Genomic DNA, 21,609 nt, shown 5'->3' with positions numbered 1-21,609 from the left:
TCGCATCATCACTTCGCGATGGCGGGAAGACAGAGCGGGCGCTTACCCTTGCCGATGAAGTCGAGGATTTCGCCGATCGCGGGATCGTCACCGGCGAGCGGCCGCGCCGCCTCCAGGCGTTCGGCAAAGGTAGCGGGGCCGTGGAAGAGCTTCTGGTAGAACGCGCGCACGGTCGCAAGCCGCTGCTTGGTGAACTTGCGCCGCTTCATGCCGATCAGGTTGAGGCCTTCGAGCACGGCATACTGGCCGTTGACGAGGCCGAACGGAATGACATCGTCGCGCACGCCGCACACCCCGCCGACCATAACCTGCGGGCCGATGCGGGTGAACTGGTGCACCGCGGACAGACCGCCGATGAAGACGAAATCGCCGATCTCGCAGTGACCGCCGAGCGTGGCCGAGGTCGCGAAGATCACGTCGTTGCCGACATGGCAGTCGTGGCCGACATGGCTGCAATTCATGAAATAGTTGCGGTCGCCGACCTCTGTGACGCCGCCGCCTGCGACCGTGCCGGCGTTCATGGTCACGGACTCGCGGATCGTGCAGCCCGAACCGATCTTGAGCTTCGTCAATTCGCCACGATAGCTGAGTGATTGCGGCGGCGTACCGAGCGAAGCGAACGGATAGATGGTGCAATCGTCACCGATCGTGGTCTGCGCGGTGATATGCACATGTCCGATCAGCTTGCAGTTACTGCCAATCACGACATGCGGGCCGATGATGCAGAAGGGGCCGATCTCGGTGCCCTCGCCGATTACTGCGCCGTCCGCGATCCGTGCGGTGGGATCAATCTTACTCATCAAGCAATCTGACTCATCAAGAAGGTCTGATTAGGTGTTGAAGTCGCTCGGTTTTCCGCTGGTTAGCGCGACTATGCCCGATCTGTCCAGTGACGTATGATCTCTCCCTGTTTCAAGTGCCGGATGAGGCAGCCTTCCCAGCGCATCAATAAGTTCACGCGGAGCTTCAGGTATCGTGGTCAGGGCCTTGGCACTTCTCCTCGCGCAGCTCGCCGCCGCGCCGATCATATCCGAGACGATCGAGACCGGCGAACACCGCCTCGTCGATCTCAAGACATTCGAATGCCGCGACATCACCCGCAGCACGGTGCTCCAGCGGGTCTGTTACGACCGTGCGCAGCAGGCTCTCATCGTGGCTATGGACGGCGCTTACGACCGCTATTGCGGCGTGCCGGTTGAGACGGTCGAACGCCTGCTGGGCGCACCGTCCATGGGCCAGTTCTTCAACCAGAACATCAAGCGCGAGGTCAGCGGCAGCCGCTACGCGTGTCCTGCACGCGAGCGCATCCAGAGAAGTTGATCCGCTCAGTCGGTCAGCATGGCGCCGACATCGGCCTCCGCAACCACCTGGCCATTGACCTTGGCGTCGCCGTGAAACCACCACATGGCTTTGCGGCGGCCGATCGAGCGCATGTGGTATTCGATGGTATCGCCGGGCAGCACCGGCTTGCGGAACTTGCACTTGTCGATGGTCAGGAAATACACCGCGCGCGGCTTATCGGTGCCCTCGACCGACTTGATGCCGATCACACCGGCAGTCTGCGCCATCGCTTCGATCATCATGACGCCCGGATAGACCGGGCGATCGGGAAAGTGGCCCTGGAACGGCGGCTCGTTGAAGGTGACGTTCTTGATGCCGATGCCGCTGTAATCGGTGCGGATGTTAATCACGCGATCGATCAGCAGCATCGGAAAACGGTGCGGGAGCGTTTGCAGGATCATGTTGATGTCCACAAGCTCGAACCTGACCGGTGCTTCGTCCGTCACTCCCGTTCCTCCTGCTTCGGATCGGCCTTGCTGTCGCGCGCCAAGCGCTCGACCGCCAATATTTCCTTGAACCATTGCCTGGTCGGCTTGGCGAAAAAACCACCCCAGCGTCCGTTGGGAGGGACGTCGTCCTTGACGCCGCTCATGGCAGTCACCTGAGCTCCATCCCCGATCTTGACGTGATTGTTGATGCCCACCTTCGCTCCCAGCGCCACGTTGTCGCCGAGGGTGAGGCTGCCGGCAAGACCGATCTGGGCTGCCAGCAGGCAGTGCCGGCCAATGGTCACATTGTGGCCGATCTGGACCTGATTGTCGATTTTGGTCCCCTCCCCGATCACGGTGTCGCGCAAGGACCCGCGATCAATGGTGGTGCCGGCGCCGACCTCCACGTTGTTCTGGATCAGCACGCGGCCGGTCTGAGGCACCTTCAGGTGGCCCTCGGGGCCGAAGAAGATGAAGCCGTAGCCGTCCTGGCCGATCGAGCAGCCTGGGTGGATCAGCACGTCGTTGCCGATCAGCGCGCACTGGATGGCGGTGCGTGCCCCGACATTGCAGTCCCGGCCGATCTTGACGCCCGGGCCGATCACAGCCCCCACGCCGACCACCGTGCCGCTGCCGATCTCCACGTCGGGGCCGATTACGGCCAAGGGATCGACGATCACGCCGTCCTCGAGCTTGGCCGTGGGATCGATGATGGCCGAAGGCGCGATACCCTTGTTGCCGGTCCAGGATTGCGGCCGGAGCGCGTCGTGATGCCACTCCCGCGCGATCCTGACGAACGCGCGGAACGGCTGTGGCGCCCGCAGCACGGCTACGTGCGCGGGCACCCGAGCCTCGAAGCGTGGGCTCACCAGGCAAGCACCGGCTTTGGTCGCCTTGAGCTCATCGGCATATCTGAGATTGTCGAAGAACGTCAGGTGCATCGGGCCGGCTTCGTCGAGCGAAGCAAGGCCCCTGATGATTTGGCCACCCTTGGTGGGATCGACCAGCTCCGCCTTGGTCAGCGTGGCTATGTCAGCCAGCGCTGAGGCGGGCGGCTGTATGAAGAAGGTCGGCTGCGCCATTCCACCCCGTCGCGGTCCGGCTTCGGCATGAAGCGGCCAAGCCGCATCATGCCTGATCTCCTGGATTGGCACGATCCCTTTCGGAAACCGGCTCCGTAGTCCGGATCGTGCCGTGCTGTTCGAATTAGAACGAGGTGCCGCCGCCGAACCGGAACTCCTGCGTACGGTCGTTCTTGCCCTTGGTCAGCGGCACGGCGTAGTCGAAGCGCAGCGGACCGAACGGCGAGGCCCAGATCAAGCCGACACCGACCGACGACCGGACGGCATTGCCGTTGTCATACACCAAGCCGGTGCAGGTTCCAGCCGAGGCTGGATTGACGGTCGACGGCGTGCAGCTCGAATTCTTGGTCGTGGTCAGCTCGTTGGTCACAGACCACGTCGTCGGGCCCTGATAGTCGAACAGACCGCCGGCGTCGGCGTAGACGGCGCCCTTCAGACCCACTTCCTTCGGCAAGAACCAGAACGGCATCTGCAATTCGAGCGAAGCGCCCCAATATTTGGTGCCGCCAAGCGCGTCCTGCGTGCCGAAGGGGTTCAAATCGCGCGGGCCGATGCCGTTCGGAGCAAAGCCGCGGACCAGATTCGGGCCCATCTGGAAATGATCCAGCATGCGCAGATCCTGGTTGCCGATCTTGTTCAGCATGCCGCCCTGGATACGAGCGAGGCCGACGATATCGGACACCAGCGGAGTGTAGTACTTCGCGTCCACCACAGTCTTCAGATAGGAGACATCGCCGCCAACACCGGCGAAGTCCTGCCGGAAATCGACCAGGAGACCGTCGGTGGGGTTCTTGTTGTTGTCGAGCGTGTTGTAGGTCAGCGTGTAGCCGAGCGCCGAAGTCAGCGTCTTGCCGTTCGCAAGCTCCTTGCGGACCGGCAGCGAGGCCTCGCCGTCGCTGTAGCAGCCGAGGCCGTTGGTCGAGGCATCCAGAGGAATACCGCTCGCCGCCGAGAAAGCCGGGCTTGGATTGAATGCCGCCGACCCAACTACGTTGTTACAGTTCGCGAGGTAGGACGGCAGCGTGATTTCCTGCCTGTAGATCGAGTAGCGCACCTGCAGCGACAGATCTTCACGCAGGGAGAAGCCGAGGCGCGGCGAGAAGCCGAGCGTCTTGGTGCCGTAGGAGATGTAGCTGTTGGACCTCTGCTCGCGCTGATAGAGGTCGAGACCCAACGCGACCCGGTAGTCGAGCAGATAGGGTTCGACGAACGACAGCGAATAACCGCGGGCATACTGGCCGTAAGTCACCGCCGCCTTGGCGAACAGGCCGCGGCCGAGCAAATTGCGTTCGGAGACCGAGACTTCGGCCAGCGCGCCGTCGGTGGTGGAATAACCACCCGAGACCGAGAAGTCGCCGGTCGATTTCTCTTCCATGTCCACGAGCAGGATCACGCGGTCGCTCGACGAACCGGGCTCCGTCGTGATCTTCACGCTCTTGAAATAGTCGAGGTTCTTCAAGCGGCGCTCGGCACGGTCGACCAGCGCGCGGTTGTAGGCATCGCCCTCGGAGACGTCGAACTCGCGACGGATCACGTAGTCGCGCGTGCGGGTGTTGCCGCGCAGGTTGATGCGTTCGATATAGGTGCGCGGACCCTCATCGATGTTGAACACGACCGACACGGTGTGCGCCTCGAAGTTGCGGTCGCCGCCGGGACGGACCACGGCGAAGGCATAACCCCGCCGCGAGGCTTCGATCTGCATCTCCTCGACCGATTTCTCGACCGATTCGACGTTGTAGAGCGAACCGACATTGACGCGCGAATAGTTGCGCATCGGGGTGGGATCGAAGTTCGGAATGCTGGAGCGGAAGTCGATCGAGCCGACCCGGTATTGCGAGCCTTCCTCGATCTTGAAGGTAACGTTGAAGCCCTTCTTCTCCGGATCGTATTCGGTGAGCGCGGCCACGACCTGGACGTCGGCGAAACCGTTCTTGAGATAGAAGCGGCGGATCAGGTCGCGGTCGGCCTCGACCCGATCGGGATCGTAGATGTCGCTGCTGGCGAGGAAGCTCAGCAGGTTCGATTCGTGCGTCTTGATGACGTCGCGCAGGCGGTAGGACGAGTACGCGTTGTTGCCGACGAACTCGATCGACTTGACGCCGGTCTTGGCGCCCTCCTCGACCGTGAAGATGAGATCGACGCGGTTGTTCGGCTGCTCGATGACTTCAGGCGTGACGCGGACGTCGTAGCGGCCTGAACGGCGATAGATTTCGGCGATTCGCAGCGTGTCGGACTGCACCATGGCGCGGGAGAAGGTGCCGCGCGCCTTGGACTGGACTTCACCGGTGAGCTGCTCGTCCTTGATCTTCTTGTTGCCCTCGAAGGCAATGCGGCCGATCACCGGGTTTTCCACCACGGAGACGACGATCTGGCCACCGGCACCGCGGTTGATCCTGACGTCCTGGAACAGGCCGGTCTCGATCAGCGCCTTGAGGCCGTCGTCGATGGCACCCTGATCCAGGCGACCGCCGGGACCCGGCTTGAAGTAGGAGCGGATCGTCTCCACCTCGACCCGGCGATTTCCTTCGACGGAAATCGACTGCACGGTCTGAGCAAGCGCAGACGAAGACACAAAGGCAGCCCCAACCGGGGCAAGCACCGGCGCGCCGAACATGATCAGGGTTGCGAGCAAGCCCCCCCGGAGTCGCAGTCCAAACTTCATTGCGCAACGCGCCCTTATCATTCCGTACCAGACCCAACCCCAAAGCCGGTCTGGAGATTCCCCAAGTTCAAGCCGCTTGTAGACAATTTCACCGACGCCGCAAACGGCCGAGCGCGCCGTAATTTCATTTTCATTCCAAGACGTTGCCCAAGAGCAACGCCCGGGCAACGCCACAAAAAAGCCCCTATCAGGATGCGGCCATTCGCAGGATGTCGTTATAGGTCGCAAACACCATCAACATCAGGACCAAGCCGAGCCCGATTCGGAACCCCATCTCCTGCGTCCGCTCGGACAGGGGCCGACCACGGGCGACCTCCGCCGCATAGAACATAAGGTGACCGCCATCGAGCAGCGGGATCGGGAAAAGATTCAGAAGGCCGATCGACACCGACAGCACCGCGCAGAGATTGATCACGAACTGGAACCCGGCGCTGGCCGCCTGCCCCGACATCTTGGCAATGCCGAGCACGCCGCTGACCTCGTTCGGATTGCCGTTCCCGACGAACAACGAGCCCAGGAACTTGAAGGTGCTGGTGATGATGAACCAGACCTGCTCAACCCCGATCTTGAGCGCTTCGCCGACGCCGACCGGCGACGTCGAGGCCTCCCCGGCCTGGGACTTGTGTTCGACGCCGAGCACGCCGAGACGGTGGCTGTTGCCGAAGGGATCCTTGCGCTCGAGCAGCGCCGGCGTCGCGGTCAGCGACACGATGGCACCGTCGCGCTTGACTAGGAAGGCAAGCGGCGAACCAGCATTCATTGCAACCATGCGCTGCATGTCGGCAAAGCTTTCAATCGGCTTGCCGTCGATCTGGACGACGACGTCCCCGATCTTGAAGCCGGCTGCCGCCGCAGCGCCGTCGGCGACGACACCGTCGACGCGCGCGATCGTGCTCGGCTTGCCGTAATACAGCGCCATGCCGGCGAAGATCAGCGCGCCCAGGATGAAATTGGCGATCGGTCCGGCGGCAACGATGGCGGCGCGCGGGCCGACCTTCTTGTGATGGAAGCTGCCGGCCCGCTCCTCGGCCGTCATGGCCGCAAGCTTCTCGGATGACGGGGTCGAAGCCTCGCTTTCGTCGCCGAAGAACTTGACGTAGCCGCCGAGCGGGATCGCCGAGATCTTCCAGCGGGTGCCATGGCGGTCGTTGAAGCCGACCAGCTCAGGTCCGAAACCGAGCGAAAAAGTTAACACGCGAACGCCCGCCCAGCGCGCGACCAGGAAATGGCCGAGCTCATGGAAGAACACGACGATGGTCAGGACGAACAGGAAGGGAACCGCGTAGCCGAGGAGCCCATGGCTCAACGTGTTGAAACTATGGACGAAAAAGTCGATCATCGAATTCCCTCATCCAGCGCCGCAAGGCCCTGGCCCCGAACCATCTAGGATGCCTTTAAGGCAATTTGAGGCAATAGGGCGGCAGCCCTATTTCGCGCAACATGGTCAACAGCGATTGCATCGTCCGCTGATGTCAGCGGGGCCTGGTTCCCGCCACGAACCCAGTCGTCCAGCGTCGCCTCCACCAGCCGGGCAATCGCGCCGAACCGGATCTTGCCCGCGATGAAGGCGGCGACCGCGACCTCGTTGGCGGCGTTGTAGACGGTGGTCGCCCCCTTCCCGGTCCGGAGCGAATCGAAGGCCAGGCGCAGCCCGGGGAAGCGCTCGAAATCCGGCGCCTCGAAGGTCAATTGGCCGATCTTGGCCAGATCGAGCTTGGCGGCGGGACCCTTGATGCGGTCGGGCCAGCCGAGGCAATGCGCGATCGGCGTGCGCATGTCGGGTGAGCCGAGCTGGGCCACGACCGAGCGGTCGGAGAACTCGACCATCCCGTGGATGATCGACTGCGGATGAACGAGGACGTCGATCTCGTCCGGCGAGAGCGCGAACAGATAGGAGGCCTCGATCACCTCGAGCCCCTTGTTCATCATCGAGGCGGAATCGATCGTGATCTTCTGGCCCATGCTCCAGTTCGGATGCTTCAGGGCTTGCGCGAGTGTCGCCTGCTCGATGTCGGCAGGCTTCCAGGTCCGGAACGGACCGCCGGAGGCCGTGATGATGACACGGACGAGCTCGTCACGATTGCCCGAGGCGAGCGCCTGGAACAGCGCGTTATGCTCGGAATCCGCGGGCAGGATACAGGCGCCCGCTTTCGCCGCGCGCTGCATGAAGAAATCGCCGGCGCAGACGAGACATTCCTTGTTGGCGAGCGCGACATGCGCGCCGCGATCGACCGCCGCCAGTGCCGGCTTCAGCCCGGCCGCGCCACTCACGGCGGCCATCACCCAATCGGCCGGACGCGCGCCGGCCTCGATCACCGCGCTTTCGCCGGCGCCGCATTCGGTGCCGGTGCCCGCGAGCGCAGCCTTGAGCTCGGCAAATTTTGAGGTGTCGGCGATCGCGACGAAGCGCGCGGAAAACTCTTTCGCGAGCTTTGCCAGCGCCTCGACATTGCTGTTCGCCGTCAGCGCCTCGACACGGTAACGCTCGGGAGAGGCGCGCAGCAGATCCATCGTGCTGTCGCCGATCGAGCCGGTGGCGCCGAGAACCGTGACGCTGCGGACGGTCGACGCCGCAGCCTTGTTGTTACGCAATGGAACCGCGCTCATATCTTCACCAAACCATAAGACCGCTTCCGGCGCTATGCACACCATGGCGGAGGAAGCCGATAATCCATGCCACCAGGATGGCAGCGACAAAACCGTCCAGACGGTCCAATAGCCCGCCGTGGCCGGGAATTAAGTGACTGGAATCCTTGACATCGAAGCGCCGCTTGACCGCGGATTCGAACAAATCGCCGCAGGCCGACACGACCGAGAGGACCGCGGCGACGAGCAGCAATGGAGCCATCTTTCCGATCCCGCAAGCGGCAAAGCCGGCCGCGACCAAAAGGCTCGCGGCAAAGCCGCCGAGCGCCCCTGCCCAGGTCTTCTTCGGGCTGACGCGCGGCCACAGCTTCGGTCCGCCGATGCCGCGGCCGGCGAAATAGCCGCCGATATCGGTCGCCCACACCACGAGCAGCACGAACATCAGCGCGGCGAAGCCGTTCAGGAGATCCTTCCGCAGCAGGATCGAGGCGAGCAGCGCCGCCGACGCATAGGCGAATCCGGAGGCCGCCCAGACGAACTTGCCCCGCGCGATCACCGTCACGATCGCGCCCCCAATCAGGCCGGTGATGATGGCAGTCTTGAGCGCGCCGAAGGCAACGCACAAGCCCATCGTGGCGATGACGATCGTCCCCGCCCCGGTCAGCGCGGTCGAGCCTGCGCCCACCACCGTCAGCCATTCCGCGAACAGTCCGATCGACACCAGGGTGACGAGCAGCGCCCACAGCCAGCCGCCGGCATAAGCGAGCGCAATGGCGAGCGGCGCCAGCACGAGCGCTGCGAGGATTCGCATCACGAGATTGCTCGGGGCAGGCTGAGAGCCGGCCGGTGCGGAGTCGGGGTCGCTCACGAGGCGGTTTTCGCGACCAGGCCGCCGAAACGGCGCTCGCGCCTGGCAAATTCGGCGATTGCGCCTTCCAGCGCCGCCTTGTCGAAATCGGGCCAGTGGATCGGCACGAAGACAAGCTCGCTATAGGCGGCCTGCCACATCAGGAAGTTGGACAGGCGCTGCTCGCCACTGGTGCGGATGATGAGATCGGGATCGGGAATGTCGGGCGCGTCGAGATGCGCCCCCAGTGTCTCGGCATCGATCGTATCAGGATCGCGCCTGCCCTCGGCGACTTCGCGCGCGAGCTTCTGCGCCGCCTTCGCGATCTCCTGCCGGGAGCCGTAATTGAAGGCGACGACGAGCGTGAGCCGCGTGTTGTCGCGCGTCAGTTCCTCCGCCTCGTTGAGGAGCGCGCAGATGTCGCCCTCCAGCCCGTCCCGCTCGCCGATGATGCGTACCTTGACGCCGTCGCGATGCAGGCTCGCCAGATCGTTGCGGATGAAGCGGCGCAAGAGGCCGAACAGATCGCCGATCTCGCTCGCCGGACGCGACCAGTTTTCCGAGCTGAAGGAGAAGATGGTGAGATAGCGGATGCCAAGTTCATGCGACGCGCGAACGACGCGGCGCAGGGCCTCGACGCCGCGGCGATGGCCTTCCGCCCGTGGCAAGCCGCGCGCGGCCGCCCAACGTCCGTTGCCATCCATGATGATGGCGACATGCGCAGGCACATCGGACCGATCGGGTCCTTCCGTTGCGGGCGCGGCGGCGTTGGACATGAGGCTGCCTTAAAGCATGATCCGGAAGAGTGCGAAGCGGCCTTCCGAAAAGATCATGCGCGAACAATAACCTAAAGCGCGATCCAGCGCGCTTTAAACGGTGAGGATTTCTTTTTCCTTGGCGGCCAGCAACTGATCGATCTCGGAGATCGTGCCGTCGGTCGCCTTCTGCACGTCGTCGGCGTGGCGCTTCTGATCATCCTCGGACATCTCGTGATTCTTCTCGAGCTTCTTGAGGACGTCGAGACCGTCGCGGCGGACGTGGCGCGCGGCGACCTTGGCGGCTTCCGCGTATTTGTGCGCGACCTTGACGAGCTCCTTGCGACGCTCCTCGTTGAGCTCCGGGATACGCAGGCGCAGCACCTGGCCTTCGGTCGCCGGCGACAGGCCGAGATTGGAATCGACGATCGCCTTCTCCACCGCCTTGACCATCGACTTGTCCCAGACCTGCACCGAGATCAGGCGCGGCTCCGGCACGCTGACGGTGGCGAGCTGGTTCAGCGGCATGTGGCTGCCATAGGCGTCGACCTGCACCGGATCGAGCATCGAGGCTGAGGCGCGACCGGTACGCAGGCCGCCAAGTTCGTGCTTGAGCGACTGGATCGCGCCCTGCATGCGGCGTTTGACTTCGTTGAGATCGAAATTATCCGTGGCCATCACGTTTCTCCTTCAAAATCCCGGCGACCTCTCCGCACCCTTCCCTTGAGGGCGCAACGACAAGCCGTCAGCCGGCGACAATGGTTCCGTGGCCGCCGCCACGCAGTACAGCGCCGATCGAACCCGGCTCCGCGATCGAGAACACAATGATAGGCAGCGACGTCTCGCGGGCAAGCGCGAAGGCGGTCGCATCCATCACCTTGTAGCCGCCCTCGATCGCCTGCGAATGGGTCAGACGGTCGAATCGCGTCGCCGTCGGGTCTGTCTTCGGGTCGGCCGAGTAGACACCGTCGACATTGGTCGCCTTCAGCACCGCCTGGGCGCCGATCTCGGCTGCGCGCAGCACCGCGGTCGTGTCGGTGGTGAAGAACGGATTACCGGTTCCGCCGCCGAGCAGCACGATCCGACCCTCGGCGAGGTATTTGTGTGCCGCGGTGCGGGTGAACAGCTCGGAAATCTCGGGCATGACGAAGGCCGACAGCGTGCGCGCAGGCGTACCCTTGCGCTCGATCGTGGCTTCGAGCGCGAGGCAGTTCATCATCGTGGCGAGCATGCCCATGGTGTCGCCGGTCGGGCGCGACACGCCACGCGAGGAGACTTCGACGCCGCGAAAGAGATTGCCGCCGCCGATCACGACGGCGACTTCGGTGCCGAGATGGCGGGCCGCGATCAGATCGTCGGCGACCCGGTCGATGGTCGGCTGATCAATGCCAAAACCCTGCGGTCCCGCGAGATATTCGCCGGACAGCTTGATCACGACGCGACGATAGACCGGATCAGTCATGAGCACTTTCCTTGTCCGGGCGCCGCTTCCGGCGGCACGCCGGAAGGAACGTTCCGGCGCTTACTTCTTGCCGCTGGCGGCCGCGACCTCGGCCGCGAAGTCGCTTTCCTGCTTCTCGATTCCCTCACCGAGAGCATAGCGCACAAAGCCCGCGATCTTCACCGCGCCGCCGACCTTGCCTTCGGCTTCCTTCACCGCCTGCGCCACCGACTTGCCGGTATCGTGGATGAAGGCCTGCTCGAGCAGGCAGACTTCCTTGTAATAGGTCTTCAGGCCGGACTCGACGATCTTCTCGATCACGTTCTCGGGCTTGCCCTGCTGGCGATATTTGTCGGCGAGCACGTCCTTCTCGCGCTTGACGACCGCCGGATCGAGACCGGACGGATCGAGCGCCAGCGGGTTGGCGGCCGCGACATGCATCGCGATCTGGCGGCCAAGCGTTGCGAGTTCGTCCGCCTTTCCCGGCGATTCCAGCGCCACGATCACGCCCATCTTGCCGGCGCCCTCGACGACGGCGCCGTGGACGTAGCTCGACACCACGCCCTGGCTGACTTCGAGCGAAGCTGCGCGGCGCAGCGTCATGTTCTCGCCGATGGTGGCGATCGCGTCATTGATCGCAGTTTCGATCGTGACGTCGCCGACCTTGGCGGCCTTGATCTTCTCGACGTCGGCGCCGACGTTGAATGCGACCTGGGCGATCATCTTGACGAGGCCCTGAAACTGGCCGTTGCGCGCGACGAAATCGGTCTCGGAATTGACCTCGACCACGACGCCCTTGTTGCCCTTGACGAGCGCACCGATCAGACCCTCGGCGGCGACGCGGCCCGACTTCTTGGCGGCCTTCGACAGGCCCTTCTTGCGCAGCCAATCCTGCGCCGCTTCCATGTTGCCTTCGTTTTCGGTCAGCGCGGCCTTGCAGTCCATCATGCCTGCGCCGGTCGACTCGCGCAGGTCCTTGACCATCGCAGCTGTGATCGTTGCCATCATTCAAAATCCTTTTTGCCTGCCGGTTTGCCGCGGCGCGGCCAGATCGCCTCGCCGCGGTCCATCTCAGGAATTCGCGTCAACTGAAATGGTGGCCGGAGCTTGTCCGGCCAACCCATCGCTCTTTTTGACTTATTCCGCTTCCGCGGTCAGCGCCTTGGCCTTGGCCACCCAGGCGTCCGCGCGGCTCGGCAGGCCGACTTCTTCGCCGATCTTGTGCGCAGTGTCGTGATCGAGCTCGGCCAGCTGCCAGAAGTGGAAGATGCCGAGGTCGTTGAACTTCTTCTCGATCGCGCCCGACACGCCAGGGAGCTTCTTGAGGTCGTCGGAGGTGCCGCGCGGACCGGCGAGGCCCTGGAAGCCGCTCGTGGCGGCCGGCAGCTCTTCTGCGGCCGGCCGAACCGAAGCGCCGACGTCGATGCCGGAATCGCCCTGGGCGCGCGAAATGCCGTCAATCGCTGCACGCGCGATCAGATCGCAATAGAGCGCAATCGCGCGGCCGGCGTCGTCATTTCCCGGCACCACATAGGTGATGCCCTTCGGATCCGAATTGGTGTCGACGATCGCCGCGACAGGGATGTTGAGCCGCTGGGCTTCCTGGATCGCGATGTCTTCCTTGTTGGTGTCGATCACGAAGATCAGGTCGGGCAGACCGCCCATGTCCTTGATGCCGCCGAGCGAGCGGTCGAGCTTGTCGCGCTCACGCTGAAGCGTCAGGCGCTCCTTCTTGGTGTAGGAGGAGGCATCGCCGCCGGCGAGCACGTCGTCGAGATGACGCAGGCGCTTGATCGAGCCCGAGATCGTCTTCCAGTTGGTCAGCGTGCCGCCGAGCCAGCGCGAATTGACGAAGTACTGAGCGCAGCGCTTGGCTGCGTCGGCAACGCCGTCCTGTGCCTGGCGCTTGGTGCCGACGAACAGGATGCGGCCGCCCTTGGCGACGGTGTCGCTGACCGCCTGCAAGGCGTTGTGCAGCAACGGCACGGTCTGCGCGAGGTCGACGATGTGGATGTTGTTGCGAGCGCCGAAAATGAACGGCGCCATTTTCGGATTCCAGCGGTGAGACTGGTGACCAAAGTGCACGCCGGCTTCGAGGAGCTGACGCATAGTGAAATCGGGTAGTGCCATCGTTCTAATTCTCCGGTTGGTTCCTCCGGAAGCGTGTGAGCAGGACAGAGCGTTGTCGCCCCGGCTGCCACCGGACGGCCTTGTGAGCCATGCTTCCGTGTGAGATGGCGCGGTGTATAGCGCGATTTCGACCAGAAGCAAGGAAATAAGGGCCTTTCGGGGCGGCTTTCGCCCGCGAGAGGCCCCCTTCCTTAAAGACCACGCTGCGGCCTAGCCCCTGCCTAGCATCTGGGCTGGTTCGGCGGGCACTTCTTTGCCGCCGGCGGCGGAGCCGGAGGACGCGGTGGGGGTGCTGCCGGGCGCGGCGGCGGCGGTGGCGCGACGGCCATCCGGGGCGGCGGAGGTGGCGCCGGCCGGGCGACCGGCGGCGGCGGCGCGGGTCGCGCCATTGGCGGCGGCGCCGGCCGAGCGACCGCCACGGGCGGAGCCGCCCGTGGCGGTGGCGGCGGCGCAATACGCGGCGGAGGCGGAGGCGCTGGCCGAGCCACGGCCTGAGGCCGCGGTGGTGGAGCCGACGGCCGGGCAGCCTGGGCGGGAGCAGCGGTCGGCTGATGCTGCGGCCGGATCGGCTCCCGCGCCGCCGAGGGCGGCGGCGTGACCGGTCGTCCAACCGGGCCAGGAGGCGGAGGCGTGCGGGCAGCAGACGGCGAACCAGCCGGCTCGCGGATCGCGGACTTGCCATGATCCCCAGGCCCGGTCCCGGGCGGGGTCTGGGCCACCGGAGGCTTCGGCAGTTGGCCGGGGACAGCGGCCGGGTTTGTCGCCGTGGGCGCCGTCGCCGATGCGCCGGTCGGCGCACCGGGATGGGCTGGCGGCGTGGTGCCGGGAGCAGCAGTGGTCGGCGCCCCCGGATGGTTCGGCAGCGGCGCGCCGGGTGCAGTGGCCGTGGGCAGCCCGGGTCTGCCGCCCGGCAGAGGCCCGGCTCCCGCTGGCGGTACGGGCGGACCGCCATGGGTGCCGGGAACCGGCAGCGTGTTGGCTTGGGGCAGCTTGGCCGGTGGCGTGGCAAGTGGACTGACAAGTGGACTGGCAGGTGAAGCGGTCGGTGGCGTCCCGGTCGGCGCGGCATTGGCGGGCGTCGCCGGGGGCGTTCCTGGCCTCGCCGTCGGCTGCATCGTTGCGCTCGCTGGCATCGGCGCCTTGCCCTGCTGAATCAGGGCGGCGCGCTGCACGGCTGCCTGCGGCATGGCGGGACCAGCCGGATTGGTGCGCCCGGCAATGGCCGGCGTGAGATTGCTCGCTCCGACACCGGCACCCGCACCTGCCGGCGGTGCTGGCGGCTGGTTGATCACCGTGTTGATGACCGTCCTATTATGGATATTCTGATAGATGATGTTGTTCGGCGGCGGAGCAACATAGAGCGGCGGCCTGACGAACACAGGAATCGGCACGAACATCGGCTGCGGCAGCACGAACAGGCCGATCACCGGCATCGGCGGCGACAGCACGACGAAATCCGGCGGCGGCGGCGGCAGATAGTAGACCGGCGGCGGCGGTGGCGGCGCGAAGCCAAAATCCGGATCGCTGAAATACAGCACGGGACGGTCGACATAGACCACCTCCTCCGGCGACGGTGGCGGCACGTCGTAGTCGATCATCGCGAAGCTCGGCGGCGGCTCGGCCGGCGCGGTGAGAATCGCCAGGCGCCGGCGCGCATCTGCCGCATGCGGACCGCGCGAATAGCGACGCAGGTACGACCAATAGGCTTCCGGCGTGTCGCTACGATAGGTTCGCCGCCAGGTGATGGCCTCGCGGCGCGCCGCGACGATCGCCATCACGCGCTTCGACAGCGGGTCGCCGGGATAGGCGGTGAGAAACTCTTCGTAGGCCGGCAGCGTGTCGCGCGTGAGCGCGGCGGCATAGGCATCCTGCACGCCGAGATCGCGGATCGGCTTGTTGCGGATCGCGGCGACCTGGTCGGGTGCGGCCTCAGGCGGCGGCGCGTCGGGCCCGCGCTCGAAGAACGAGAATTGGGCGGAAATCTTCTGCTCGTTCCAGGGCACTTGCGCGCCCTTGCTGGCCTCGTTGACGCGCAGGCGAACGCGGTCGAACACCTCGGGCAGCGGCAGGCCGCCGGTGCGGATCATCTCCGCCAGCGACTGCGCATAGATGCCGTAAGGTCCGGGCTCCTCGGGCGCCACCGTGCCCGGCGCGGCGTTGAAAGCGATCAGCATGTTGGCGTCGGGCTCGACCAGCGCAAGTCCGCTCGCGATCTGCTGGCCGCCCTCCACGAAGGGCTGCGCCCGCGCAGCGTCGAGCACGACGATGTTGGCCTTGAGCGGAACGGAAGCCAGCTGGCGGAGATAGTCGCCGATGCGCAGGCCTTCGGTCGGAATGTCGGTGTCGCGGGTGATGTTGGAATCGACCGGGATGAAGTAGTTCTCACCCGCAAGCTGCACGCCATAGCCGGCGAGATAGACCATCGCAACGGTGCCCGGGCCTGAGGCCTGCGCCTTCTGGATGAAATCGCGAAAGCTCTTGCGCAGCGTGTCGCCGTCGAGATCGCGCGCGCCGACGACGTCGAAGCCCGCCGCCTGCAGCGTCTGCGCGATCAGGCCGGCATCGTTTGCCGTCGTCGCCAGCGGCGACTTGGCGTAGGCGCCGTTGCCGACCACGAGCGCGATACGCTTTTCCTGCTGCTGCGCACGCGCCGGATCGGGCGCGCCTGCGGCAAGGACCGCGACCGGCAGGAGGAGGCAAATGAAGGCTCTGAGCGTCCCACGCATGGCTTGCTTGCCCGTTTTTGTTGTTGAGGTGCCGCCACGCATCAGACGCGTGGCCAGCTGAATGGCACTTGAACGAAAGGCTTCCAATTGAACGAAAGGCTTCCAAATAGCGAAGGCTTGGATTGAGGCGGCGGCATGGCGCCCGGCACCAACGCCAGGCGCCTGCGTCAGCCTCGCGACAACGAGCCGGCGCGAGCCGGTCCGTCTCGTCAGATCTGCGCGATCAGGTCGACCGTTCCCGTCGTGAGCCGATAGATGCCGCCGACGACCTTCAGCTTGCCCTGCTCCACGGCCGCATTGAGGATCGGCGCTGCCGACTTCAGCTTCGCGACGTTGTCGATGACGTTCTGCCGGATCGCCTTGTCGAGGACGTCCCCACCCTGCTGCATCGCAGCCTTGGCGGCGGGCGCGATCGCATCGACCAGCGAGGGAATATGGCCCGGCGGCGGCTTGTTGTCCTTGATCACCTTCAGCGTGGCATCGACCGCACCGCAAGCGTCATGGCCGAGCACGAGGATCAGCTGCGTATTCAGCACGGCGACCGCGTATTCCATGCTGGCGACAGTTTCGGTGCCCGCGAAATTTCCGGCGACGCGGCAAACGAACAGATCGCCGCGGCCGGTGTCGAAGGCATATTCCGGCGCGATGCGCGAATCGGCACAGCTCAGCACGGCCGCGAACGGATTCTGTCCGCCGACCAGCGCCTCGCGCTCGTGCTTGAAATCGTGCCGCCGCGACACGCCGTCGACATAGCGCGCATTGCCTTCCGTCAGGCGCTTCAATGATGCGTCGGGCGACAGCACGTTCTGCGGCTTTGGCGGCGTCTTGGTCTCCTTGGCGAAGGCTCTGCCGGTCAGGGCGAGGCCGAGCGCCGAGGCGCCCAACAACATCGCGGACCGCCGCGACGGCGCGATCCTCTCATGTGGGGATTCATTGCACTTGTCGCACATGTCACGATCCCTCCCGGCGCGATGGGCCAACGGCCTCACGGTGATCATAGCCGCAACGCTGTGACGACACCACAAATGACGGTGCGGGCGGGACCGAATTCGCGCGGGGCTATTCCGCCAGCCGAAGCTCTGCGATCGTCGTCCGGGCGGCCGGTTCATCCAAAGGCAGGAAATCCAGCGGCCCCTGGTTTTTATAGCCGGACGTCATCGCAAGCGTGAGACCCCAGCCCAGCACCCCAGTGCTCGCATTCGCGATCATGGCGCTCTTGCGCTGACTGAAGCGCGCTACGAAGAACACGGTCTGGCCTGACTGAGCCGAGAAGTCCACGCGCGTGACACCGAGCGCTGCTTCCTCTGCTACGAACTGGTGCTGGCCTGCCGGGCGATCGACATAGACATATGTCCCGGTCTTCAGGCCCTTGATCGGCGTACCGTCGAGGGAAAATTCCCAGTCCGGATCGCCGATGCCGCCGAAGCCCTTCTCGCGAAACACGACGACGCGGGCCTGCCCGGCTTTCGGCGGACCCAGCTTTCGTACCGTCTCCGAATATCCGAGCCCGCTCCTCGCCGTCTCACAGCCGCACAGCAGTGCCGCAGCCACGAGCAATACCAGCCCACGCAATAGCATCACGCCCCCAGATTTTTCCCCGAGCGCATGCTAACGGAAAACAGCGAGAGGTTGCAACAGGGCGGTAGCATCCCCCACGCAAAACATGCAATCGCCTGCAACAGCGTGCGTGTGGCTAGAGCTGCTGCACGTCCACGACGCCAGCGACCGCCTTGATGGCGCCGGCGATCTGCGGCGAGACCTTGAAGCGGCCGGGCAGCTTCATCTCGACCTCGGTCTCGAGGTCGAGCATCATGACCAACGAGACCTCGCCGTCGCCGTTGGAGCGCGGCGCGGTGCCGGGACTGCCGACCTTCGGCGCGGCGCCGTTCGAAGCGGTCATGTCGGGGCCGGCGAGACGCTTGGCGATCGATTCAAGCGGCTTGGTGTCGCGCACGAAGATGCGCAGGCCCTTCTGCGTCTTGGCCGCGGCCTCGTCCAGCGGCTCGGCGTGGAGCACGCGCGCGCGGACGTCCTCGCCCTGGAGCTCGGCGCCGAGCTGGAGCAGCACCGCGGCGCCCGGCTCCAGCACGTCGCGATATTGCGCGAGGCCTTCGGAGAACAGCACCGCCTCGAAGTGACCCGTGGGGTCAGAGAGCCCCATGATGCCCATCTTGTTGCCGGTCTTGGTCCGACGCTCCATCCGCGACACCACCGTGGCCGCGACCTTGCCTGCCGTGGCGCCGGTCTTCACCGCGCGCGAGAACTCGGCCCAGGATTGGACGCGCAGCCGCTTCAGCACGGTGGCGTAATCGTCGAGCGGATGTCCCGACAGGAAGAAGCCGATGGCGTCATATTCGCGGCGCAGCCGCTCGGCCGGCAACCAGGGCTCGATCTGCGGCAGCATGATGGTCGGCGCGTCGGCCGAGCTGCCGAACATGTCGTTCTGGCCGATGGTTGCGGCTTCGTTCGCCCGCTGGCACGCGGCGAGAATCGAGTCGGCGCCGGCGAAGACCCGCGCCCGGTTCGGCTCCAGCGTGTCGAAGGCCCCCGCAGCGGCGAGGCTTTCGATGATGCGCTTGTTGATCGCGCGGGGCGACACCCGCGCGGCAAAGTCGGCGAGCGAGGTGAACAGGCCGTTTTTGGTCCGCTCCGCGATGATCTGCTCGACGGCCGCGATGCCGACGCCCTTCAGCGCCGCGAGCGCGTAGTAGATGGTCTTGTCGCCGACCTCGAAAGTCGCGCCGGAGCGGTTGACGTTGGGCGGCTCGACCTTGATACCGAGGCGCTGCGCCTCGGCGCGGAATTCGGACAGCTTGTCGGTATTGTTGAGATCGAGCGTCATCGACGCCGCGATGAACTCCACCGGGTAATGCGCCTTCATGTAGGCGGTGTGGTAGGACACCAGCGCATAGGCCGCCGCGTGGCTCTTGTTGAAGCCGTAGTCGGCGAATTTCGCCAGCAGCTCGAAGATGGTGTCCGCCTGCCCCTTCGGCACACCGTTCTTCACCGCACCGGCGACAAAGATCTCGCGCTGCTTCTCCATCTCGGCGCGGATCTTCTTGCCCATGGCGCGGCGCAGAAGGTCGGCGTCGCCGAGCGAATAGCCCGACATCACCTGCGCGATCTGCATCACCTGTTCCTGGTAGATGATGACGCCGAAGGTCTCCTTGAGAATCGGCTCCAGCACGGGGTGGAGATATTCCGGCTCCTCGTCGCCGTGCTTGCGCGCGCAATAGGTCGGGATGTTCGCCATCGGACCCGGTCGATAGAGCGCGACCAGCGCGATGATGTCCTCGAAACGGTCGGGGCGCATGTCGACCAGCGCACGCCGCATGCCCTGGCTTTCAACCTGGAACACGCCGACCACCTCGCCGCGCGCCAGCATCTGGTAGCTTTCGGCATCGTCGATCGGCAGCGTGGCGAGATCGACATGGATGTCGCGCGGCTTGAGCAGTTTGCACGCGACGTCGAGCACGGTCAGCGTCTTCAGACCGAGGAAGTCGAATTTCACGAGGCCGGCCGGCTCGACCCATTTCATGTTGAACTGGGTCACCGGCATGTCGGATTTCGGATCGCGATACATCGGCACGAGTTCGCTCAGCGGCCGATCGCCGATCACGATGCCGGCCGCATGCGTCGAGGCGTGGCGGGTCAGGCCTTCGAGGCGCTGCGCGATGTCGAAGGCGCGCGCCACCACCGGGTCCTCGTCGCGGAACGCCTGCAGCTTCGGCTCGCTCTCGATCGCCGCCGCCAGCGTCACCGGCGCGGCCGGATTCTGCGGCACGAGTTTTGTGAGCTTGTCGACCTGCCCATAGGGCATCTGCAGCACGCGGCCGACGTCGCGGAGCACGCCGCGGGCCTGCAGCGTACCGAAGGTGATGATCTGCGCGACCTGGTCGCGACCGTAGCGCTCCTGGACGTACCTGATCACCTCGCCGCGGCGGTCCTGGCAGAAGTCGATGTCGAAGTCCGGCATCGAGACGCGTTCCGGATTGAGGAAGCGCTCGAACAGCAGGCCGAACTTGATCGGATCGAGGTCGGTGATGGTCAGCGCCCACGCAACCAGCGAGCCTGCGCCGGAGCCGCGGCCCGGCCCGACCGGGATGCCCTGTCCCTTTGCCCATTTGATGAAGTCGGAGACGATCAGGAAGTAGCCCGCGTATTTCATGCGCATGATGACGTCGAGCTCGAACGCAAGCCGCGCGTTGTAATCTTCTTCCGTCGTGCCTTGCGACAGCCCGTGCACGCGCAGGCGGTTGGCGAGCCCCTCCTCCGCCTGCCGCTTCAATTCGGCCGCCTCGACGGAGGCGGCATCGGAGCTTGCGGCAGCGCCGACCGTGAAGAACGGCAGGATCGGCTTGCGCGTCATCGGCCGGAACGAGCAGCGCTCGGCGATCTCCACCGTCGAGGCCAGCGCCTCCGGAATGTCGGCGAACAGCACCGCCATCTCGGCGCGGGTCTTGAAGCGATGATCGGGCGTGAGCTGCTCGCGCTCGGTCTCCGCGATCAGCCGCCCGCCGGCGATGCAGAGCAGCGCGTCATGGGCTTCGTAATCGTCGGTCGCGGCGAAATACGGCTCGTTGGTCGCAACCAGTGGCAGGCCCTTGGTGTAGGCGATGTCGATCAGGCTGCTTTCGACCCGCCGCTCCTTCTCGGTGTTGTGGCGCTGCAATTCGATGTAGAGGCGGTCTCCGAACAAGCTGGCGAGACGCTCGCAGCGCGCCGCCGCGAGCTCGCTGTAACCGCCGGCAAGCGCCAGCGAGATCGGCCCGTCCGGACCGCCCGTCAGCGCGATCAGGCCTTCGGTCTCGCCTTCGAGCCAGTCGAACTTGATGTGGGGGGCATGAGTGTCGGGCGTCTCCAGGAACGCGCGCGAGTTCAGCCGCATCAGACTGCGGTAGCCGCGCTCCTGCGCGGCCAGCAGCACCACGCGCGAGGGCAGAAGCGCGTTGCGGGCAGTGGGATCCTGGTCGCCGAATTCGATCGCGAGTTCGCAGCCGACGATCGGCTGGATTCCGGAGCCCGCCATCTTGTCGGAGAACTCCAGCGCACCGAACATGTTGTCGGTGTCGGTCAGCGCCAGCGCCGGCTGATGGTCTTTCTTGGCTAGCTCGGCGAGCTTGGCGATCTTGATCGAGCCCTTGAGCAGCGAATAGGCCGAGTGAACGTGAAGGTGGACAAATCCGGCGCTCGGCATGGTCGCGTGACGGCCTCTTGCAGATGAGATGGAGCGGTCGCCGGCACCGGAGGCATCCTGCACTCGCCTGGCCGACTCGCCTCACAATGGTGGGGCGCCACGCTGCCAGAGTCCACGCCGGAGCGGCCAATCGGCCGCGTCGTCCTGCTTTTCCCCAACCTAGGCCCGCGCCTAGAGCTGCGGGAGCACCTGGGCCCAGATCGCGATCATCCCGACAAACAGCGCGATCGAGGCTAGCGCGGCGGCTTCTTCGACGAAAATCCTGAACATGGCTTGCTCCATGGCGAGAACGTATGAAGAACATTGTTCTCATTTCGTTCTCAGGAGTCAAGCCATCTTCGCCACCTCGAAACCGAATGGTTAACCCGCTGAACTTGAACAACAAAAAAGCCCCGGCCAATGGCCGGGGCTTTC

17 protein-coding genes are annotated in these 21,609 nt (G+C 65.1%); 1 reads left to right on the top strand and 16 read right to left on the bottom strand.

The genetic code is table 11. The annotated features are described in order from the left end of the window. Nucleotides 1-8: 8 nt before the first annotated feature. Nucleotides 9-800 carry an acyl-ACP--UDP-N-acetylglucosamine O-acyltransferase gene (gene lpxA / locus IVA75_RS26125; protein ID WP_247289593.1) on the bottom strand — a complete coding sequence of 264 codons (792 nt, stop codon included), beginning with the start codon at nt 798-800 and terminating at the stop codon, nt 9-11. Between the two features lie 175 nt (nt 801-975). On the opposite strand from lpxA, the gene IVA75_RS26120 reads away from it, so the two are divergent. Beyond that, the gene (locus IVA75_RS26120; RefSeq protein WP_027567148.1) at nt 976-1,320 is read left to right on the top strand and encodes a KTSC domain-containing protein; all 345 of its coding nucleotides are present in this window, start codon (nt 976-978) and stop codon (nt 1,318-1,320) included. Between the two features lie 5 nt (nt 1,321-1,325). Here the strand turns inward: IVA75_RS26120 and fabZ are convergent, their stop codons facing one another. The 15 genes from fabZ to dnaE form a co-directional block, all read right to left on the bottom strand. Beyond that, nucleotides 1,326-1,787 (bottom strand): 3-hydroxyacyl-ACP dehydratase FabZ, encoded by a 462-nt coding sequence (gene fabZ / locus IVA75_RS26115; RefSeq protein ID WP_007603637.1) that lies wholly within the window; start codon nt 1,785-1,787, stop codon nt 1,326-1,328. Then, entirely contained in the window at nt 1,784-2,851 is a 1,068-nt protein-coding gene (gene lpxD, locus IVA75_RS26110) for a UDP-3-O-(3-hydroxymyristoyl)glucosamine N-acyltransferase (RefSeq protein WP_247289591.1), read from the bottom strand. Before lpxD ends, fabZ begins: the two co-directional genes overlap by 4 nt. A 124-nt stretch (nt 2,852-2,975) precedes the next feature. Beyond that, the gene (gene bamA, locus IVA75_RS26105) at nt 2,976-5,513 is read right to left on the bottom strand and encodes an outer membrane protein assembly factor BamA (protein ID WP_027567150.1); all 2,538 of its coding nucleotides are present in this window, start codon (nt 5,511-5,513) and stop codon (nt 2,976-2,978) included. Nucleotides 5,514-5,700: 187 nt separating this feature from the next. Continuing rightward, a complete protein-coding gene (gene rseP / locus IVA75_RS26100) occupies nt 5,701-6,852 on the bottom strand; it encodes an RIP metalloprotease RseP (protein WP_247289588.1) in 1,152 nt (383 codons plus the stop codon). A 44-nt stretch (nt 6,853-6,896) separates the two neighbouring features. Further along, nucleotides 6,897-8,120: a 1-deoxy-D-xylulose-5-phosphate reductoisomerase gene (gene dxr, locus IVA75_RS26095; RefSeq protein ID WP_247289578.1), complete on the bottom strand. Its 1,224-nt coding sequence runs from the start codon at nt 8,118-8,120 to the stop codon at nt 6,897-6,899. A 4-nt stretch (nt 8,121-8,124) separates the two neighbouring features. Beyond that, nucleotides 8,125-8,967, bottom strand: a complete 843-nt coding sequence (locus tag IVA75_RS26090; RefSeq protein WP_247289577.1) for a phosphatidate cytidylyltransferase — start codon at nt 8,965-8,967, stop codon at nt 8,125-8,127. After that, nucleotides 8,964-9,722 (bottom strand): isoprenyl transferase, encoded by a 759-nt coding sequence (locus IVA75_RS26085; RefSeq protein ID WP_247289575.1) that lies wholly within the window; start codon nt 9,720-9,722, stop codon nt 8,964-8,966. Before IVA75_RS26085 ends, IVA75_RS26090 begins: the two co-directional genes overlap by 4 nt. Before the next feature lie 93 nt (nt 9,723-9,815). Continuing rightward, the gene (gene frr, locus IVA75_RS26080) at nt 9,816-10,379 is read right to left on the bottom strand and encodes a ribosome recycling factor (RefSeq protein WP_027518196.1); all 564 of its coding nucleotides are present in this window, start codon (nt 10,377-10,379) and stop codon (nt 9,816-9,818) included. A 67-nt stretch (nt 10,380-10,446) separates the two neighbouring features. Continuing rightward, nucleotides 10,447-11,163 (bottom strand): UMP kinase, encoded by a 717-nt coding sequence (gene pyrH / locus IVA75_RS26075; protein ID WP_247289564.1) that lies wholly within the window; start codon nt 11,161-11,163, stop codon nt 10,447-10,449. Between the two features lie 60 nt (nt 11,164-11,223). Continuing rightward, nucleotides 11,224-12,147 carry a translation elongation factor Ts gene (tsf, locus tag IVA75_RS26070; protein WP_027567156.1) on the bottom strand — a complete coding sequence of 308 codons (924 nt, stop codon included), beginning with the start codon at nt 12,145-12,147 and terminating at the stop codon, nt 11,224-11,226. Between the two features lie 132 nt (nt 12,148-12,279). Then, on the bottom strand, nt 12,280-13,272 hold the full coding sequence (locus IVA75_RS26065) for a 30S ribosomal protein S2 (protein ID WP_027567157.1): 993 nt from the start codon (nt 13,270-13,272) through the stop codon (nt 12,280-12,282). Nucleotides 13,273-13,493: 221 nt separating this feature from the next. After that, nucleotides 13,494-15,998, bottom strand: a complete 2,505-nt coding sequence (locus tag IVA75_RS26060) for a caspase domain-containing protein (RefSeq protein WP_247289553.1) — start codon at nt 15,996-15,998, stop codon at nt 13,494-13,496. 209 nt (nt 15,999-16,207) lie between these two features. Continuing rightward, complete coding sequence (locus IVA75_RS26055; RefSeq protein WP_247289528.1) at nt 16,208-16,948, bottom strand: carbonic anhydrase; 741 nt, start codon at nt 16,946-16,948, stop codon at nt 16,208-16,210. Nucleotides 16,949-17,057: 109 nt separating this feature from the next. Then, nucleotides 17,058-17,576: a hypothetical protein gene (locus IVA75_RS26050; protein WP_027518200.1), complete on the bottom strand. Its 519-nt coding sequence runs from the start codon at nt 17,574-17,576 to the stop codon at nt 17,058-17,060. A 115-nt stretch (nt 17,577-17,691) separates the two neighbouring features. Further along, nucleotides 17,692-21,195 carry a DNA polymerase III subunit alpha gene (dnaE, locus tag IVA75_RS26045; RefSeq protein ID WP_247289525.1) on the bottom strand — a complete coding sequence of 1,168 codons (3,504 nt, stop codon included), beginning with the start codon at nt 21,193-21,195 and terminating at the stop codon, nt 17,692-17,694. Nucleotides 21,196-21,609 lie beyond the last annotated feature (414 nt).

Origin of the sequence: Bradyrhizobium sp. 134, assembly GCF_023074155.1 — a bacterium.
Lineage (GTDB): Bacteria > Pseudomonadota > Alphaproteobacteria > Rhizobiales > Xanthobacteraceae > Bradyrhizobium.
The sequence above is the reverse complement of the archived record's forward strand: the minus strand, read 5'-3'. Positions and strand labels throughout refer to the sequence as shown.

Bases quoted from the DNA above. Each gene is read 5' to 3' on its own strand.
- tsf (WP_027567156.1), bottom strand. From the start codon at position 12,147: ATGGCAACGATCACAGCTGCGATGGTCAAGGACCTGCGCGAGTCGACC.
- bamA (WP_027567150.1), bottom strand. From the start codon at position 5,513: ATGAAGTTTGGACTGCGACTCCGGGGGGGCTTGCTCGCAACCCTGATC.
- IVA75_RS26055 (WP_247289528.1), bottom strand. From the start codon at position 16,948: ATGTGCGACAAGTGCAATGAATCCCCACATGAGAGGATCGCGCCGTCG.
- IVA75_RS26050 (WP_027518200.1), bottom strand. From the start codon at position 17,576: ATGCTATTGCGTGGGCTGGTATTGCTCGTGGCTGCGGCACTGCTGTGC.
- lpxD (WP_247289591.1), bottom strand. From the start codon at position 2,851: ATGGCGCAGCCGACCTTCTTCATACAGCCGCCCGCCTCAGCGCTGGCT.
- rseP (WP_247289588.1), bottom strand. From the start codon at position 6,852: ATGATCGACTTTTTCGTCCATAGTTTCAACACGTTGAGCCATGGGCTC.
- IVA75_RS26085 (WP_247289575.1), bottom strand. From the start codon at position 9,722: ATGTCCAACGCCGCCGCGCCCGCAACGGAAGGACCCGATCGGTCCGAT.
- lpxA (WP_247289593.1), bottom strand. From the start codon at position 800: ATGAGTAAGATTGATCCCACCGCACGGATCGCGGACGGCGCAGTAATC.
- dxr (WP_247289578.1), bottom strand. From the start codon at position 8,120: ATGAGCGCGGTTCCATTGCGTAACAACAAGGCTGCGGCGTCGACCGTC.
- pyrH (WP_247289564.1), bottom strand. From the start codon at position 11,163: ATGACTGATCCGGTCTATCGTCGCGTCGTGATCAAGCTGTCCGGCGAA.
- IVA75_RS26060 (WP_247289553.1), bottom strand. From the start codon at position 15,998: ATGCGTGGGACGCTCAGAGCCTTCATTTGCCTCCTCCTGCCGGTCGCG.
- frr (WP_027518196.1), bottom strand. From the start codon at position 10,379: ATGGCCACGGATAATTTCGATCTCAACGAAGTCAAACGCCGCATGCAG.
- dnaE (WP_247289525.1), bottom strand. From the start codon at position 21,195: ATGCCGAGCGCCGGATTTGTCCACCTTCACGTTCACTCGGCCTATTCG.
- IVA75_RS26065 (WP_027567157.1), bottom strand. From the start codon at position 13,272: ATGGCACTACCCGATTTCACTATGCGTCAGCTCCTCGAAGCCGGCGTG.